This window comes from Pseudonocardia parietis (assembly GCF_017876315.1).
Taxonomy (GTDB): domain Bacteria; phylum Actinomycetota; class Actinomycetes; order Mycobacteriales; family Pseudonocardiaceae; genus Pseudonocardia; species Pseudonocardia parietis.
On the sequence record NZ_JAGINU010000001.1, the window covers coordinates 1163813 to 1178642 of the forward strand.

A 14830-nucleotide genomic window follows, 5' to 3' on the forward strand; every position below is an offset into this window, starting at 1 on the left:
GGTGATCTAGGACGCCAGCAGCGCGTCGAGCTGGGAGTGCACGCGGTCGGCGTCCTCCCGGTACTTGAGCACGGCGCCGAGGGTGCGCGCGGCGGACTCGGTGTCCAGGTGACGAGCACCGACGAGCATGAGGGCACGCGCCCAGTCCAGGGTCTCCGCGACGCCCGGCGGCTTGATCAGGTCGGCGTTCCGCAGCTTCTGGACCGCCCGGGCGACGGCGGCGGCGAGCCGCTCCGGGACCTCGGGCAGCCTGCTGTGCAGGATCTCGATCTCCCGCTCGATCGAGGGGTGCTCGAGCCACAGGTAGAGGCACCGGCGCTTCAGCGCGTCGTGCACCTCACGCGTCCGGTTGGAGGTGAGTACGACGACCGGCGGCGTCGTCGCCCGGATCTCACCGATCTCGGGGATGGTGACGGCGTGCTCGGTGAGCACCTCGAGGAGGAAGGCCTCGAACTCGTCGTCGGCGCGGTCGATCTCGTCGATCAGCAGCACCGACGGGCTGGTGCGCAACGCCCGCAGGATCGGTCGCGCGAGCAGGAAGCGCTCGTCGTAGAGGGAGGCCTCGACCATGTCGGCGTCCAGGCCGGAGCCCTTGACGCCCGCGGCGGCCTCGAGCGCCCGCAGGTGCAGCAGCTGGCGGGGGAAGTCCCAGTCGTAGAGCGCCTGGCCCGCGTCGATGCCGTCGTGGCACTGCAGCCGGATCAGCGGGGCGCCGAGGGTCTCGGCGAGTGCCTGGGCCAGCGCCGTCTTCCCGGTGCCCGGCTCACCCTCGCAGAACAGCGGGCGGTTCATCTGCATCGCCAGGAAGGTCGCGGTCGCGAGGCCGTCGTCGGCGAGGTAGCCGGTCGAGCGCAGCGCCTCGGCGAGTTCGGCCGGGCTCCCGGGCCCGGCCCCCGAGGCACCGGTGGGTGCGGAGTGGTTCACCGACCCAGCATGCCGGACGAGCGGCGTTGCGGGCCACCTCAGCCGCCCCCTCCGGGGAGGTCGATCGGGCGCCGCCGACGCCGCCGGCGGGCCCGGGAGAGCCGGTGTCCTTCCGATTCAAAAATGTTCATGTCCGCGTGATGCGTCCGTGATGTGACGCCGTTGACCAGCACCTTTAAGTAGCAACTGATAATTACAAGCATGTAACAGTGATTCCGCTCACCCAATCCGTGTTTGACGAATTCTTTTCCTGCATTCACATTTTTCGTCGGCCGGTCCGAACCGGAGCGGCCAGCTGATCGAGCCAACATCCGGGCCCGCCGCGCCGAACGACCCCCGTCCTGCGGCAGCCCGGTCCGTCGAGGAAATCGGAACGGGACGGGGACGAGAGAGAACACTCCGCGGGCGTCACGGACGTCGCTCCCCGGTCCCGGTCGACGCTTCGCGGCGAACGGCGGGCACACCTGTGCCCGGGGGACCACTGCGCGGACGTGTGACCGATCGGGCCGGCGCGGTGGGAGCGAAGCAATGACTCAGGGACGCAAGGGCCGAAGTCTGCTGCGCGTGGCTGCGGCGGGCATCGTCGCGGTCGGTGCGACGGCCGCGCTCACCGGTACCGCCAGTGCCGCCCCGGACGGTGTCTGGGACAAGCTCGCGCAGTGCGAGAGCGGCGGCGACTGGTCGATCAACACGGGCAACGGCTACCAGGGTGGCCTGCAGTTCTCGCCGTCGACCTGGAAGGCCTTCGGCGGCAGCGGTTCGGCGAGCAACGCCAGCCGCTCCGAGCAGATCGCGGTCGCCGAGAACGTCCTCGCGGCCCAGGGCTGGAACGCCTGGCCGTCCTGCTCCAAGAAGCTGGGGATCACCGGCCACTCGGCCGACACGGGCAAGCGGGTCAAGGCGTCGGCTCCGGCCGCCTCGCAGCAGGCCGCTCCGAAGAAGGCCGCCGGCGGTCAGTACACCGTCCGCTCCGGCGACAGCCTGTCGAAGATCGCCTCGGCGAACGGCACGTCGGTGTCGAAGCTGGCCTCGCTGAACGGCCTGGCGAACCCGGACGCGCTCAGCGTGGGTCAGTCCCTGACGCTGCGCTGACGTGCTCCTCCCGCTCGCCCGGACCGCCATCCGGGTGAGCGGGTGCGGGGCGTGCGGTGTCCCCAGCACCCGCCCCGGCGGACGACGGCCCGGGATCTTCCCCAGCAGGGGGAGGTCCCGGGCCGTTCCGTCTCTCAGGTCGAGTTCACCCACTCGTCGGTGCCGTCGGCGAAGCGCTGGTGCTTCCACACCGGGAGCAGTCGCTTCACCTCGTCGACCAGCTCGGCGCAGGCGGTGAACGCCTCCTGCCGGTGCTCGGCCGCGACCGCGCAGGCCAGGGCGACCTCGCCGATGTCGAGCGGCCCGACCCGGTGGCTCACCGCGAGCGCGCGGACCCCGGGCGAGTTCGCGGCGACCTGCTCGGCCACCTCGGCGACGATCCGGCCGGCCGTCGGGTGCGCGCTGTACTCCAGGCCGTGCACCGCCTTGCCGCCGTCGTGGTCCCGGACCACGCCGGCGAACGTGACGACGGCGCCGGCGGCGGCGTGATCGACGAGACGGGCGTGCTCGTCGACGTCGAGGGCGTCCTCGCCGACCGCCGCCCGCAGGACGAGGGCCTTCGCAGCAGCGGTCATGTGTGGTCGCCTCCACGGAGCTGGTCGACGGCGTGGCCGAGTACGCGATCGAGGACGCCGAGCCCGTCGGAGACCCCGCCCGGCGATCCGGGCAGGTTCACGACCAGGGTCCGGCCGGCCACCCCGGCGACCCCGCGGGACAGGACCGCGGTCGGGACCGCGTCCTCCCCGGCCCGCCGGATCGCGTCGGCCAGTCCCGGCACCTCGTGGTCCAGGACCGCGCGGGTCACCTCGGGGGTGGCGTCGGTGGGGGAGATCCCGGTTCCGCCGGTGGTGACGACGACGTCGACGCCGTCGGCGACAGCGGCCCGCAGCGCCTCGCCGACCGGGTCGCCGTCCGGGACGACGACGGGGTCGGGCGTGCGGTAGCCACGGTCGCGCAGCCACCCGGTGATGATCGGCCCGCCCCGGTCGGCGTAGACACCGGCGGCGGCCCGGTTGGACGCGGTGATCACCCGGGCGCTGCGGTCGGTGCTCACGACCGGTCCTCGGGGCGCGTCCAGCGCCCGGTCTTTCCGCCGTCCTTGCTCTCCACCCGCACGGCGTCGAGCACGGCGGCCGGGTCGACGGCCTTGATCATGTCGTGCAGGGTGAGGCCGGCGACGGCGACCGAGGTCAGCGCCTCCATCTCGACGCCCGTGCGGTCGGTGGTCCGCACCTCGGCCCGGATGGTGATCCGGCCGGTGTCCCCGTCGGCGGCCGGCTCGAGATCGACGGTGACCCCGCTGATCGCGATCGGGTGGCAGAGCGGAACCAGGTCGGGCGTGCGCTTGGCGCCCATGATCCCGGCGATCCGGGCGGTCGCCAGCGCGTCGCCCTTGGGCAGGCCGTCGGACTGCAGCAACCGCACCACCTCGGCGGTGGTGTGCAGGACGCCGGTCGCCACCGCGGCCCGGGGGCCGGGCTGCTTCTCCGAGACGTCCACCATGCGGGCGGCCCCGGCCTCGTCGACGTGGCTGAGCTCGGTACTCACACCGACGACCCTATACGGCCGGTGCGCGTGCACCGGGTGGTGCTCCGGCGGGTGCTCCGGCACCTCCGAGTGAGAGCAAGAGTGTGATCTGTATCACGTTTATGCAATGAAACACAGTGTTTCGGCGTCCGTATTCGCTTCGTTATCGTCGGCAATGACCAGCGGAAACAGTTTATTCGATCTTGATGTGCACAGAAGTCGCCGCGCCGCGCCGTGTCGTCGCCCACTTTCCCGTCGTCGAGACGTGTTCTACCTTCGTCTGCAGCCCGGCCGACTCCCCCAATGCGGACGGGCTCCGGTGCCGCAGCGCTCCCTGTCCGGCGGCCACCGGCCCCCGAGGTACTACGTGGGACAGGACCGGCCGAAAGGCTGATCGGTGGCCACTCCCCGGCCACCGGACGCGCGCTCTCTCCCCGAGCGCAGCCGGGACGCGCCACGCGGGAGACCCAGCCATGGCTCGATACCGCGGGAAGCACCGCAAACCCAGCACCGCCGGCCGCACGATCGCCCGGACCGCCGTCGCCGGCGCCGTCCTCGGCGCCCCGATGATCGCGATCGTCCCGGCCGCCAACGCCGCCAGCGACTCCACCTGGGACAGTCTCGCGCAGTGCGAGAGCACCGGGAACTGGGCGGCCGACACCGGCAACGGCTACGAGGGTGGGCTGCAGTTCAGCCCGAGCACCTGGAAGGCCTTCGGCGGTGGCGAGTACGCCTCCTCCGCGAGCCAGGCGACCCGCGCCGAGCAGATCGCCGTCGCGGAGAAGGTGCTGGCCAAGCAGGGCTGGAACGCCTGGCCGTCCTGCTCCAAGAAGACCGGCGCGTCCGGTTCCTCCACGCCGCGCACCGTCGAGCGCGACGCCGGCAGCCAGGCTCCCGAGCGCGTGAAGCTGAGCGCCCCGGCGGCCTCGTCCGGCTCGACCTACACGGTCAAGTCCGGCGACACCCTCGGCAAGATCGCCGCCGCGAACGGTGCCGGTCACTGGAAGAACCTGCTCGCCAAGAACCCGGGCCTCGGCGCCGGGCAGATGATCCACCCGGGTCAGGTCATCAACGTCTGACCCGATCGTGATCGGGCTCCCGCACGCGTGTGCCCCGGCCCCCTGGTGAAGGGAGCCGGGGCACATGCGTGCGTCCGGGCAGGAACCGGGTGTCAGGCCCCTGCGAGGCGCCGGAGCTGGGCGGGGGTGTCGACGTCGTCGGGATCGGCGACGTCACCGCATTCGACGAGCTCGACGTCCGACCGGCCGGCGAGGTAGCCGCGGGCCCCGGCGTCGCCGGTGGAGATGCCCACCACGCCGGACCAGTGGTCCCGGCCGATCAGCACCGGGTGTCCGGGTACGCCGTCGTAGGCGGCCCGCCGCAACGACGAGTGCAGCGCGCCCTCGGTGACCCGGGCGATGGCCTCCGGGCCCACGCCCGGCAGGTCCACGAGATGCACCAGCGCCGCCCCGGTCCCGGGCAGGTGGGCCAACGCCCCCAGGCCGCGGCGCAGCGACGCGCCCATGCCCTCGTCCCAGTCCTCGGCGACGACCACGCCGACATCACTGCCGGTGGTTCCCAGACCCGCACTGCGCAGGACGTCGGTGACGTCGTCGGCGCGGGCGCCGAGCACCACGGTGACGGGGCCGCAGCCACCCGCCTGCAGTGCCTTCACCGCCCGCACGGCCAGTGGCTCGCCGTGCAGCCGTACCAGCGCCTTCGGGGTGCCCATGCGGCGCCCGGCGCCTCCGGCGAGGAGCAGACCCGCGACCACGGTCAGCGGTTGATCTCGGTGACCGGGTGCTCGTACGGCACGCTGGCCACCGGGAAGTCGACGTCGCCGAACGGCGACATGTTCCCCTGCACGTTCCCCAGGAGCTCGGTGACCGGGTGCTCGCCGTCCGGCAGCTGCGAGTAGTGCGGGTCGATCCGGTCGGTGTTGGCGGGCTTGGACGCCATCGGGTTCCTCCAGCATCGTCGTCCGGCTGCGCAGCGCCGGGGGCGGTGTCCACCCCAGTATCCCGGACGGCCGTGGGCCTGTCCGGCCCGGTGCGTCACGGACCACCCGACTACCCTGGTCGCGGTGCATACGTCCCTGGTCGAGTGGCTGCGCGAGCAGGACGACGGGTTCCTCGCCGCGCTGCTCCGTGCGCGTCCGGACCTCGCCGTCCCCCCGCCCGCCGATCTCACGGTGCTGGCCACCCGGGCCTCCATCCGGGCGTCGGTGCAGCGCGCGTGCGAGGAGCTCAGCACCGTGTCGCTGACCGTGCTGGAGGCCCTGGTGCTGTCCGGGGCGGACCGGGGGCCGGTGGACGGTTCGACGGCCGCGTGCGGCCCCCGCTGGTGGCTCGGCCCGGATGTGGACGAGGCGACCTTCACCCAGGGGCTGCGCGCGCTGCGCGCCCGGGCGCTGGCCTGGGGCCCGGACGAGGCCCTGGCCGTCGTCCCGGCGGCCACCGAGGTGGTCGGGCCCATGCCGGCCGGTCTGGGCCGGGAGGCCACCGGTGCCGCCGCGACCTCCGAGCTCGGCACCCTGCTCGCCGGCGTCACCGACGAGGAGCGCAAGGTGCTCGACGTGCTCGCCCCGGGCCCGCCGATCGGGCGCTCGCGCGGCGCCGCCGACGGCTCCGGCCCGGTGGGCGCGCTCGTGGCGAAGGGCCTGCTCCTGCCCCGCGACCAGGAGACCGTCGAGCTGCCCCGGCAGGTGGCGGTCGCACTGCGCGGGGACCGGCCGATGGGCCGGCTCGACGTGGCCCGCCCGGACGTCCTGATGCGTGAGCGCGAGCCGGCCCGGGTGGACGGCACCGGGGCCGGTGCGGCGCTGGAGTTCCTGCGCCGGGTGGACCTGGTACTGGAGTTCCTGGAGACCGACGCGCCTGCGGTGCTCCGCTCCGGCGGCTTCGGGGTCCGGGAGCTGCGCCGCGCCGCGAAGGAGGCGGACACCGACGAGGCCACCGCCGCGCTGGTCCTGGAGGTCCTGTCCGCCGCCGACCTGATCGGTGAGACCGACTCGGGCACGCCGCAGTGGCTGCCCACCCCGAACGCCGACGTGTGGGCGGCGGGGCCCGAGGAGTCGCGCTGGGCGGTACTGGCGCGGACCTGGCTGGAGCTGCCGCGGCTGTCCGGTCTCGTCGGCGGCCGCGACGACACGGACAAGCCGATCACCGCGCTGTCCGACGGCCCGCGCCGCCCGACCGCCCCGCGGGACCGGCGCCGGATCCTGCAGACCCTCGCCGACCTCCCCGACGGCACCGCGATCGGTTCGGCCGAGGACCTGGCGCGGGTGCTGGCCTGGGCGGCCCCGCGACGGGGCGGACGGCTGCGCGACGAGATGGTGGGCTGGACCGTTGCCGAGGCGACCACGATCGGCGTCGTCGCCCTCGACGCGCTCACCACGGCCGGCCGGCTGTTGCTCGACCCCGCGACCCGCGACGCCCGGAACCCGACCGAGGTCGCCGCCGCGCTGCATGCGGCGCTGCCCGCCCCGGTCGAGGAGATCCTGCTGCAGGCCGACCTCACCGCCGTCGCACCCGGCCGGCTGTCGGCCGATCTCGCGCACGAGCTGTCGGTCCTGGCCGACGTGGAGTCCGCGGGCGGGGCGACGGTCTACCGGTTCACCGAGCGGAGCCTGCGCCGGGCGCTGGACACCGGCCGCACCGCCGAGGGCGTCCGCGAGTTCCTCGAGGCGCGCTCCCGCACCCCGGTCCCGCAGACACTGACCTACCTGGTCGACGACGTCGCCCGTCGGCACGGCCGGCTGCGTGGCGGTGCCGTGTCCTGTTTCCTGCGGTCCGACGACGAGGTGCTGCTCTCCGAGGTGCTCGTCCACCACGTGGCCACGGAGCTGGGGCTCCGCCGGATCGCGCCCACGGTGATGGTGAGCGCGCTCCCGCTGGCCGAGGTGCTCGACGGGTTGCGCTCCGCCGGGTTCAGCCCGGCGGCCGAGGACGCCGGTGGTGCGGTGCTCGACCTGAACGCCAAGGGCAGGCGGGCCGAGCCGCGCCGGCGTGGGGCGAGCGTCCGCACCACGTCCGCCGGACCCGCCGGACCCGCCGACCGGACCGACGAGCTGGTGGAGCGGCTGCGGGCCGGGGACGCCCTGGCCGGGGTACGGCGCAGCGTCGCAGGCCGGCGCGAGTCGCCGGGGTCCACCGGCAACCTGGCGTCGCTGCAGGCGGCGGTCCGTGAGGGCCGCACGATCTGGATCGGTTATGTCGACGCGCACGGCGTGGCCGGGGACCGGGTACTGGAGCCCACCTCGGTCGGCGCCGGCGTCGTCGAGGGCCGGGACGCGCTCGACGGCGAGCTCCGCCGGATCCAGCTGCACCGGATCACCTCGATCGCGCCGGTGGAGGACCGCTCCGGCTGAGCCACCGGGCCCGCGGTCAGCGGGCGCCGGCAGCCATCCGCTGGTGCATGGCGTGCTGCACCAGTGCGATCAGCGTCTCCTTCGTCGACTGCCGGTGCCGGGCGTCGCACACCACCATCGGGACCGCCGGGTCGATCGACATCGCCTCGCGCACGTCCTCCAGGCCGTGCTGCAGGTGCCCGTCGAACGCGTTCACGCCCACCACGTAGGGCAGGTTGCGGTCCTCGAAGAAGTCGATCGCCGCGAACGAGTCCGCGAGCCGGCGGGTGTCGACCAGGATGACGGCGCCGATCGCGCCGCGGACCAGGTCGTCCCACATGAACCAGAAGCGCTGCTGGCCGGGGGTACCGAACAGGTAGAGCACCAGGTCGGAGTCCAGCGAGACGCGACCGAAGTCCATCGCGACCGTCGTCGACCGCTTGTTGGGGGTGGCCGAGAGGTCGTCGTGCGACGAGCTCGCCTCGGTCATCACGGCCTCGGTGGTCAGCGGCATGATCTCCGAGACCGACCCGACGAACGTGGTCTTACCGACCCCGAACCCGCCGGCCACCACGATCTTGGCCGACATCGTGGCCGTCCGGGCCGGAGCGGCAGCGGTTTGGGGCGGCTGTGGCCTAGAGCCGACGGAGTCCACTCAACACCCTTTCCATCAGCGCGAGGTCCGGCACGCTGCCGGGAGTGCTCGCGGTCTGGTGAACGGTCACCGTGCCGGTCGAGGCCATGTCCCCGAGCAGCACCCGGGCCACGCCCAGGGGGAGCGACAGCAACGCCGCGACCTCGGCGACCGAGCGGGTCTGCTCGAGCAGGAGATCGGCGACGGAGCGGTGCTCCATCGGCAGCCGTTCCAGCTGGCTGCGGGCCCGGTTGCTGACCGAGACCAGGGTCTCGACGGCCAGCTCGTAGCCCGACTTGGTCCGGCCGCGGGTCCATGCATAGGGCCGCACGGAGGCGGCCCCGCCCGCGGCCGGAGGGTGCGGCGCCGCTGCCGCAGGGGGTCCACCGGGGCCGGGCGGCGGCTGCACTGCCTCGCGCTCGGACGGTGTGGGCGGCAGCCCGTAGGCCGCCGACCCGCTGATCGGGCCGGTCATCTCGACCGGAGCGGGTGGCGCGGGTGGCGGAGCCGCCCGGCCCGCCGGCGGCGGCCCGGCCGGGTCCGCGTCGGCGTCCTGGTTGCGCCCCCACCGCCGCTTCTTGGGCTTGCGCCTCGAGTCCAGGCTGAACCCGTTCATGACGTCGGCGAAGGTCGGCTCGGGGCCCGAGTCGCCCGGGTCCTGGGTCATCGGATCTCACCCGCTCTGGTCGATCCTCGGATGGGGTGCATGAGGCTACCGGCTCCGGCCACCGGGCTCAGGGCCCGAAGGAACCCTGCAGCTCGGCGCGCAGCTCCGGGGTCAGCAGCTGGCCCACCCGGTCGACCAGCAGCGTCATCTCGTAGCCGACGAGGCCGATGTCGCAGCTCGGCGACGAGAGCACCGCCAGGCAGGAGCCGTCGCTGATGGACATCAGCAGCACGATCCCACGGTCCATCTCCACGACGGTCTGCACCACACCGCCCGCGTCGAAACAGCGGGCAGCGCCCTGGGTCAGGCTGATGAGGCCCGATGCGACCGCTGCCAGCTGATCGGCGCGGTCGCGGGGGAGCCGGTCCGACGCGGTCAGCAGTAGCCCGTCGGCCGACACCACGATCGCGTGCGCGACGCCTGGGACGCGCTCGGCGAAGTTGGTGACCAGCCAGCCGAAACGGCTCTGGCTCGGCTGTGCCTGCGGTGCCCTCACTGGTTCTCCTCAGGGTGGGACGAGTTCGGTCGGTCGGACGGCTCGGGGGTGCCGTCCATGGTGGTACGGGAGGTGCGCTGCCGTCCGGCGGCGCTCTCCCGGCCCTGGCGGACGCCTTGCTGGTAGCTGGCGAGCCGGCCGCGCACGGTCTCGGCGTCGCGCGGCTCCCCGGTCGGCGGTGGACTGAGCACGGTGGATCCTGCCGCACTGCCCGGGAGCAGTCGCGCCCGCGGGCGTCGCTTGGGCAGACCGGCCTGGGTCGTCTCGTCCGGACGGACGCTTCCGGCGTCGTCGCCGGCGGCCTCGCGGGCCTGGCGCCACACCTCGTCGGCGGGTGAGGCGAAGCCCTGGTCCCGAGCACCGTCCTCGGTCGTGCTCACCGAGGACGCGGACGCCTCCGATGCCCCCTGTTCGGGAGCAGCGGGGCCGGCGGCCTGCGCGGGACGACCGTCCTGCCAGCGGACCGGGACCGAGCGGTTCGACCGGAACCACGCCGACGCGATGTCGTCGAAGATCGGCGTGGTCTGGCCCATGTCGAAGTCGTCCTGCGCGCGGGCCGACTCCAGCCCGCCGGGGCGGCGGAGCTGGCCGCGGTCGCCCTCGACGGGGACCTTCGGCGCGAACAGCTCCTCCTGCGACTGACCGGGAGCAGCGGCCTGCGCCGGCCGACCGGCGGCGCCCCGGACCGGTACCTGCCGCTTGGGCAGGGGAGCCGGGCTGCCGTTCGGGGCCGGGGTCCCGTTCGGAGCCGGAGCGCCGTTCGGGCCGGGCGACGGCGGCTGCCCGAGGGCACCGCCCGGGGCCCGCTGGGGCAGGCCGGGCTCCTGCGAGCCGGTGCCCGGGCGACGGGTCGGCAGCGGAGCCGGTCCGCGTGATGGGCCCTGGCCGCCCGGCATCACCGGGCGTGGGGCGGGCCCGGGCCTGGTGCCGTTCGCACGGGGCGGTCCACCCATCGGCTCCCGGCCGGAGGGCCGGATCGACGGGAAGGCGGCGGTCGTGGTGTCGGTGCTCTCCGTGCCGGCGTCCGCGGTGTCGGTGGTGCTGCCGCCGGGGGCCGGGGAGTCGCTCGCGTCGTCCGTGCCGGGGTCCGGAGCGGAGTCCGTCTCCGCGCCGATCCTGGTGATCTCACCGGTCTCCCCGTTGACCTCGGGGACCCCGGTCTCCCCGGCCTCGTCGGAACCGGTCCGGTCCGATCCGGTCCGGGCGGTGTCGGCCCAGGGGGTATCGGTCCGGGCAGCGTCGGTCCGTGCGGTGCCGGTTCCGACGGCGCCGGTCCTGACGACGCCGAATCCGGTGGCGCCGGTCCCGGTGGTGCCGGTCCCGTTGATGCCGGTCCGGCCGGGCTCGGCGGCGGCGGCGGCGTCCGTGTCGTCCGGGGCCGCGTCGGTCTCGTCGGATCCGGTGCGGTCGGCGGTGCTGCCGGCTGCGGTGGCCCCGGCGAGGGCGGCGGTGCCTGCGGCAGCGGCCGCCGCGGCTGCGGTGGCGGTCGTGCCGGCCTTGTCGGCTGCCTTGTCCTCGTGCTTGTCGTCGGCGGCGGCAGTGTCGGTGCCGCTGGTGCCGGCGGCGGTGTCGGCCGCTGCCGGGGCGACAGCCCCCATCCGGCCGGCGGGGCCGGTGGAGTCGGCGGATGCTGTCCGGTCGGTCTGCGGCGCGGCGTCCGTGGCGGTCGTGTCCGGCCGGTCGGCCGGACCACCCTCGCCGGGCCGCCGGTCGGCTGGTCCTGCGGTGGTGGCGCCGTCCGTGCTGGCCGTGCCGTCCGTGCCGTCCGTGCTGTCGGGGCCGGTCGTGCTGTCGGTGCGAGCGGTGCCGTCGGTGCGAGCAGTGTCGTCGGTGCGGGCCGTGCGGTCCGTGCCGTCGGCGGCCTGGGTGTCCTCGCCGGCTCGGGGGCTCTCGCCGGTCCGGGTGCCTGTCGCGGCCTGCGCGTCGGCCGGGGTCCGTGAACTCCCGGCGGTCCGTGCCTCGTCAGTCGTGCGGGCACCGTCGGCGGTCCGGGCGCTGTCGGGGTCCTGCGCGGTCCCGGGGGACAGGGCGTCCTCGGGCGACCGCGGGTCGGCGCCCGCGTCCGTACCGGTGGTCAGGTCCGCCCGTGCCGGCTCGTCGCCGGTCGACGGGTCGTCGTCGACCGCGGCGCCCATGACGACGGTGTCGTCCATCTCGCGGTCGGCGGACGATCCCTGCCGGTCGGTGCCGGAGCGCGCGAGCCCGAGCGCGGCGGCGATCCCGCCGATGGCTCCCGTCGTGGCGGGGGCGGGTCCGTCGGAGTCCTCCGGAGCATCGGGGCCGGCCTCACCGGTCTCCTCGGCCTCGCCGGTGTGGTCGCTCTCGCCGGTGTGGTCGGGCTCGCCGGTGTCGTCGCCGCCGGGGCCGGATGTGTCGGGGCCGGATGTGCCGGGCCTGGCCCGGAAGGCGTCCGGTCCCTGCGCGGATCCGCCGGTACCTCGAGCGTCACCGCCGGTCCCGGGCCCGTCGGCGCCGGTCCCGGTCGAACCGGTGTCGTCCGCCGGGGTGAAGACGTCGGCCGGGGTGCGGTCGTCCGGGTCGGCGCCGTCGCGGGACGGCGCGAACGCCTGCAGGCCTCCCGGGGCGACTCCGTTCGCCGAGGCTTCCTGTCCGTTCGGCGCATCGCCGGGTGCGTTTCGGCGCAGTGCTGATCCGGGCGTGCGGGTGGGCAGCGCGGCCGCCGAACCGTTCCGCGCACCGCCGGTGCCGGTGGCGGTGGTGCCGGTCTCGAACGTGGGGGTCGCCGGCCCGTCGGAGCCGGCCACCAGCGATGGCAGCGAGCCGCTCCGTTCGGTGCCGTTGACCGCGGCGCTGCGCGAGGGCGCGTCGCCCTCCGGGCCGGTCGGCCCCTCCGGGGTGAACAGCGCCGGTGCGGCCTGCGACCGCTGCGGAAGCGCCGGGCCACCCTGCGCCGGAGCACCCTGGGCGGGACCGCCCTGCGCCGGACCACGCTGTGCCGGACCGCCCTGCATCGGGGCGCCCGCGCCACCGTCGCGCCGCTGCTCGGGCAGCTGCGCGGACGGGACCAGGTGCGGCGGCACCGTCACCGACGCGCTCAGGCCACCCGTACCGCCGCCGACCGCCGCCGAGGCCAGCCGCACGCCGACCCGGTGCCGGGTCGACAGCCGGCCGACCACGAACAGGCCCATCCGCCGCGACGCGGACACGTCGACCTCGGCCGGGCCGGAGAGGCGCTGGTTGGCGTCCACCAGCTCGATGTCGGTCATCCCGACACCGCGGTCGGAGATCTCGATCAGCAGCGACTCGTCGGCCGTACGGGTCGTCGACATGACGACCTGCGAGTCCGGCGGCGAGAAGTTGGTCGCGTTGTCCAGCAGCTCGGCCAGCAGGTGGACGAGGTCGTTCGCGGCCCGGCCGGCGATCGTCGCGGACGGCGGGGTCTGCACGATCACCCGCTGGTACTGCTCGACCTCGGACACGGCGGCGCGGAGCACGTCCACGACCTGCACCGGCGCCACGTTCCGCTTGGCGAGGTCGGTGCCGGCGAGGACCAGCAGGTTCTCGCTGTTACGCCGCATACGGGTGGCGAGGTGGTCCAGCTGGAACAGGTTGGACAGCTGGTCCGGGTCCTGCTCGTTGCTCTCCAGCTCCTCGATCAGCTGCAGCTGCCGCTCGACCAGGGCCTGGGAGCGCCGGGAGAGGTTGACGAACATGCTGTTGACGTTCTGCTGCAGCGCGGCCTGGTCGGCCGCCAAGCGGATCGCCTGACCGTGCACGGCGTCGAACGCCCGGGCCACCTCACCGATCTCGTCCCGGCTGTCCAGCGGCACCGGCTCGACGAGCGCGTTGGGGGCCTGACCGGAGCGCATGGACTGCACGGCCGCCGGCAGCTTGCGCTCCGCGACCTCCAGCGCCGAGCTGCGCAGCAGGCGCAGCGAACGGACCATCTGCCGGCCCAGCAGCAGGATGATCCCACCGGTGAGCAGCAGCGTCAGCATCAGCAGCACCGAGTTCAGGCCCGCGGTGTTGCCCGCCTCCTCGGCGGCGGCCGCCCGGCCGTCCGTGAACGCCTGCTCGGCGGCCCGGGTCGACGAGCCGACCGCCTGCGTCGAGCGGTCCACGGCGCCGTTCCAGGCCACCGGGTCGATCGACAGGGCCGCGCCGACGGGTGCGGCCAGGGCCTGGTCACGCAGGCTGTTGCGCTCCGCGTTCACCGGCCCGGCGGCGAAGTCGCCGAAGGCCTCGGCCTGCTCCGGGAGCAGCGACGACCGGAAGTCGTCCGCGGCGGCCTGGAACGAGGCCTCGGCGCCGGTCACCTGCGCCCGCTGGGCTTCGTCCCACCGGCCGGCGGCGATCGCGCCGTTGATCACCGTGCGTTCGAGCTCGAGTGCCTCGCGGGCGTTCGCCCCGGCGCCGAGAGCGGTGGTCAGACCGGCCGTGTCGGCGGTCTGCAGCCGGCCGACCAGTGCCCGGTCCAGGCCGAGCGCCCGCTCGACGACCGTGGTGTAGCGGCCGGTCACGTCCGTCGCGGGGGCAGGCCCCGCCACCACCTGCGACCGGATCTCGGGCAGCTGCCCCAGCGTCGCCTCCGCCTGCTGGCGGGCCGTGGCGAGCTGCGGTTCCTGCTCCTGGGCGGTGTCCAGCTGCGCGGTCGTGTCGCGCACCGCGGTGTCGGTCGCCGCCTGCGCCTGATCGACGGAAGCGCGGTCGCCCTGCCGGTTCCCGGCCACGAAGGTGACGGCGGCGTCCCGCTCGGCCTGCAGTGCCCCGGTCAGCGTGTCGATCTGACGGTGGACGTCCACCAGGCCGCTGCCGCGACCCAGCTCCTCGGCCACGTTGGCCTGCTCGACGACTCTGATCGCACCGATGCTCAGGGCGAGCACCGTCGGCACCAGCCCGACGACCGCCAGTTTGGCGACCAGGCTCCAGTTCCGCGGGTCGAGTCGCTCCGAGAGGGTGCTCGGGCGTTCCGTGCTGGTCACGGTGGTCACGGCGAGGTCTCCCTGTCGGTCTCCGGTCCGGACACGGGCAGCGCGATCGGCACGGCCGGTGCACCCGGAGCCGTCGGCACGGTCGCTCCGGGGTGTTCCCGGCGGGCGGCGGGCGGTCGGCCCGGCCGTGTGGTGTCGACGAGGGGGAGCATCAGCTGTCCGGTGCGCCTTTCGGGGTCACGACGGACCC

13 protein-coding genes are annotated in these 14830 nt (G+C 74.5%); 3 read left to right on the forward strand and 10 right to left on the reverse strand.

Going from position 1 to position 14830, the window contains the following annotated elements:
- Positions 1-6: 6 nt before the first annotated feature.
- Positions 7-924 carry an AAA family ATPase gene (locus JOF36_RS05655; protein ID WP_210025357.1) on the reverse strand — a complete coding sequence of 306 codons (918 nt, stop codon included), beginning with the start codon at positions 922-924 and terminating at the stop codon, positions 7-9.
- A gap of 528 nt (positions 925-1452) precedes the next feature.
- Between JOF36_RS05655 and JOF36_RS05660 the strand changes: the two genes are divergently transcribed.
- Positions 1453-2016, forward strand: a complete 564-nt coding sequence (locus JOF36_RS05660; protein ID WP_210025358.1) for a LysM peptidoglycan-binding domain-containing protein — start codon at positions 1453-1455, stop codon at positions 2014-2016.
- A 134-nt stretch (positions 2017-2150) separates the two neighbouring features.
- Here JOF36_RS05660 and JOF36_RS40730 read toward each other — a convergent pair whose 3' ends face one another.
- From JOF36_RS40730 to moaC, 3 genes are read right to left on the reverse strand one after another with little or no spacing between them, the layout of a single operon-like run.
- Positions 2151-2591, reverse strand: coding sequence for a molybdenum cofactor biosynthesis protein MoaE (locus JOF36_RS40730; protein WP_210025359.1), 441 nt, complete (start codon positions 2589-2591; stop codon positions 2151-2153).
- Positions 2588-3070 (reverse strand): MogA/MoaB family molybdenum cofactor biosynthesis protein, encoded by a 483-nt coding sequence (locus JOF36_RS40735; RefSeq protein WP_210025360.1) that lies wholly within the window; start codon positions 3068-3070, stop codon positions 2588-2590. Before JOF36_RS40735 ends, JOF36_RS40730 begins: the two co-directional genes overlap by 4 nt.
- On the reverse strand, positions 3067-3564 hold the full coding sequence (moaC, locus tag JOF36_RS05675; RefSeq protein ID WP_210025361.1) for a cyclic pyranopterin monophosphate synthase MoaC: 498 nt from the start codon (positions 3562-3564) through the stop codon (positions 3067-3069). Before moaC ends, JOF36_RS40735 begins: the two co-directional genes overlap by 4 nt.
- Positions 3565-4016: 452 nt before the next feature.
- On the opposite strand from moaC, the gene JOF36_RS05680 reads away from it, so the two are divergent.
- Positions 4017-4622, forward strand: a complete 606-nt coding sequence (locus tag JOF36_RS05680) for a LysM peptidoglycan-binding domain-containing protein (protein WP_210025362.1) — start codon at positions 4017-4019, stop codon at positions 4620-4622.
- Between the two features lie 92 nt (positions 4623-4714).
- On the opposite strand, the gene JOF36_RS05685 is transcribed toward JOF36_RS05680, so the two are convergent.
- Both JOF36_RS05685 and JOF36_RS05690 read right to left on the reverse strand, forming a co-directional pair.
- Positions 4715-5317 (reverse strand): nucleotidyltransferase family protein, encoded by a 603-nt coding sequence (locus JOF36_RS05685; protein ID WP_210025363.1) that lies wholly within the window; start codon positions 5315-5317, stop codon positions 4715-4717.
- 2 nt (positions 5318-5319) lie between these two features.
- The gene (locus JOF36_RS05690) at positions 5320-5502 is read right to left on the reverse strand and encodes a hypothetical protein (RefSeq protein WP_210025364.1); all 183 of its coding nucleotides are present in this window, start codon (positions 5500-5502) and stop codon (positions 5320-5322) included.
- 124 nt (positions 5503-5626) lie between these two features.
- Between JOF36_RS05690 and JOF36_RS05695 the strand changes: the two genes are divergently transcribed.
- The gene (locus JOF36_RS05695; RefSeq protein WP_210025365.1) at positions 5627-7912 is read left to right on the forward strand and encodes a helicase-associated domain-containing protein; all 2286 of its coding nucleotides are present in this window, start codon (positions 5627-5629) and stop codon (positions 7910-7912) included.
- Between the two features lie 16 nt (positions 7913-7928).
- Here the strand turns inward: JOF36_RS05695 and JOF36_RS05700 are convergent, their stop codons facing one another.
- The 4 genes from JOF36_RS05700 to JOF36_RS39995 form a co-directional block, all read right to left on the reverse strand.
- The gene (locus JOF36_RS05700; protein WP_210025366.1) at positions 7929-8480 is read right to left on the reverse strand and encodes a GTP-binding protein; all 552 of its coding nucleotides are present in this window, start codon (positions 8478-8480) and stop codon (positions 7929-7931) included.
- A 46-nt stretch (positions 8481-8526) separates the two neighbouring features.
- On the reverse strand, positions 8527-9192 hold the full coding sequence (locus JOF36_RS39990) for a DUF742 domain-containing protein (protein WP_210025367.1): 666 nt from the start codon (positions 9190-9192) through the stop codon (positions 8527-8529).
- Positions 9193-9259: 67 nt separating this feature from the next.
- Positions 9260-9688, reverse strand: coding sequence for a roadblock/LC7 domain-containing protein (locus JOF36_RS05710; RefSeq protein ID WP_210025368.1), 429 nt, complete (start codon positions 9686-9688; stop codon positions 9260-9262).
- Positions 9685-14640: a nitrate- and nitrite sensing domain-containing protein gene (locus JOF36_RS39995; protein ID WP_210025369.1), complete on the reverse strand. Its 4956-nt coding sequence runs from the start codon at positions 14638-14640 to the stop codon at positions 9685-9687. The genes JOF36_RS05710 and JOF36_RS39995 overlap by 4 nt, the downstream gene beginning before the upstream one ends.
- Between the last annotated feature and the right edge of the window lie 190 nt (positions 14641-14830).

Excerpts from the sequence above, each read along its gene's own strand:
- JOF36_RS05660 (WP_210025358.1), top strand. The coding sequence starts at position 1,453 with ATGACTCAGGGACGCAAGGGCCGAAGTCTGCTGCGCGTGGCTGCGGCG.
- JOF36_RS05680 (WP_210025362.1), top strand. The coding sequence starts at position 4,017 with ATGGCTCGATACCGCGGGAAGCACCGCAAACCCAGCACCGCCGGCCGC.
- JOF36_RS39990 (WP_210025367.1), bottom strand. The coding sequence starts at position 9,192 with ATGACCCAGGACCCGGGCGACTCGGGCCCCGAGCCGACCTTCGCCGAC.
- JOF36_RS40730 (WP_210025359.1), bottom strand. The coding sequence starts at position 2,591 with ATGACCGCTGCTGCGAAGGCCCTCGTCCTGCGGGCGGCGGTCGGCGAG.
- JOF36_RS05700 (WP_210025366.1), bottom strand. The coding sequence starts at position 8,480 with ATGTCGGCCAAGATCGTGGTGGCCGGCGGGTTCGGGGTCGGTAAGACC.
- JOF36_RS05690 (WP_210025364.1), bottom strand. The coding sequence starts at position 5,502 with ATGGCGTCCAAGCCCGCCAACACCGACCGGATCGACCCGCACTACTCG.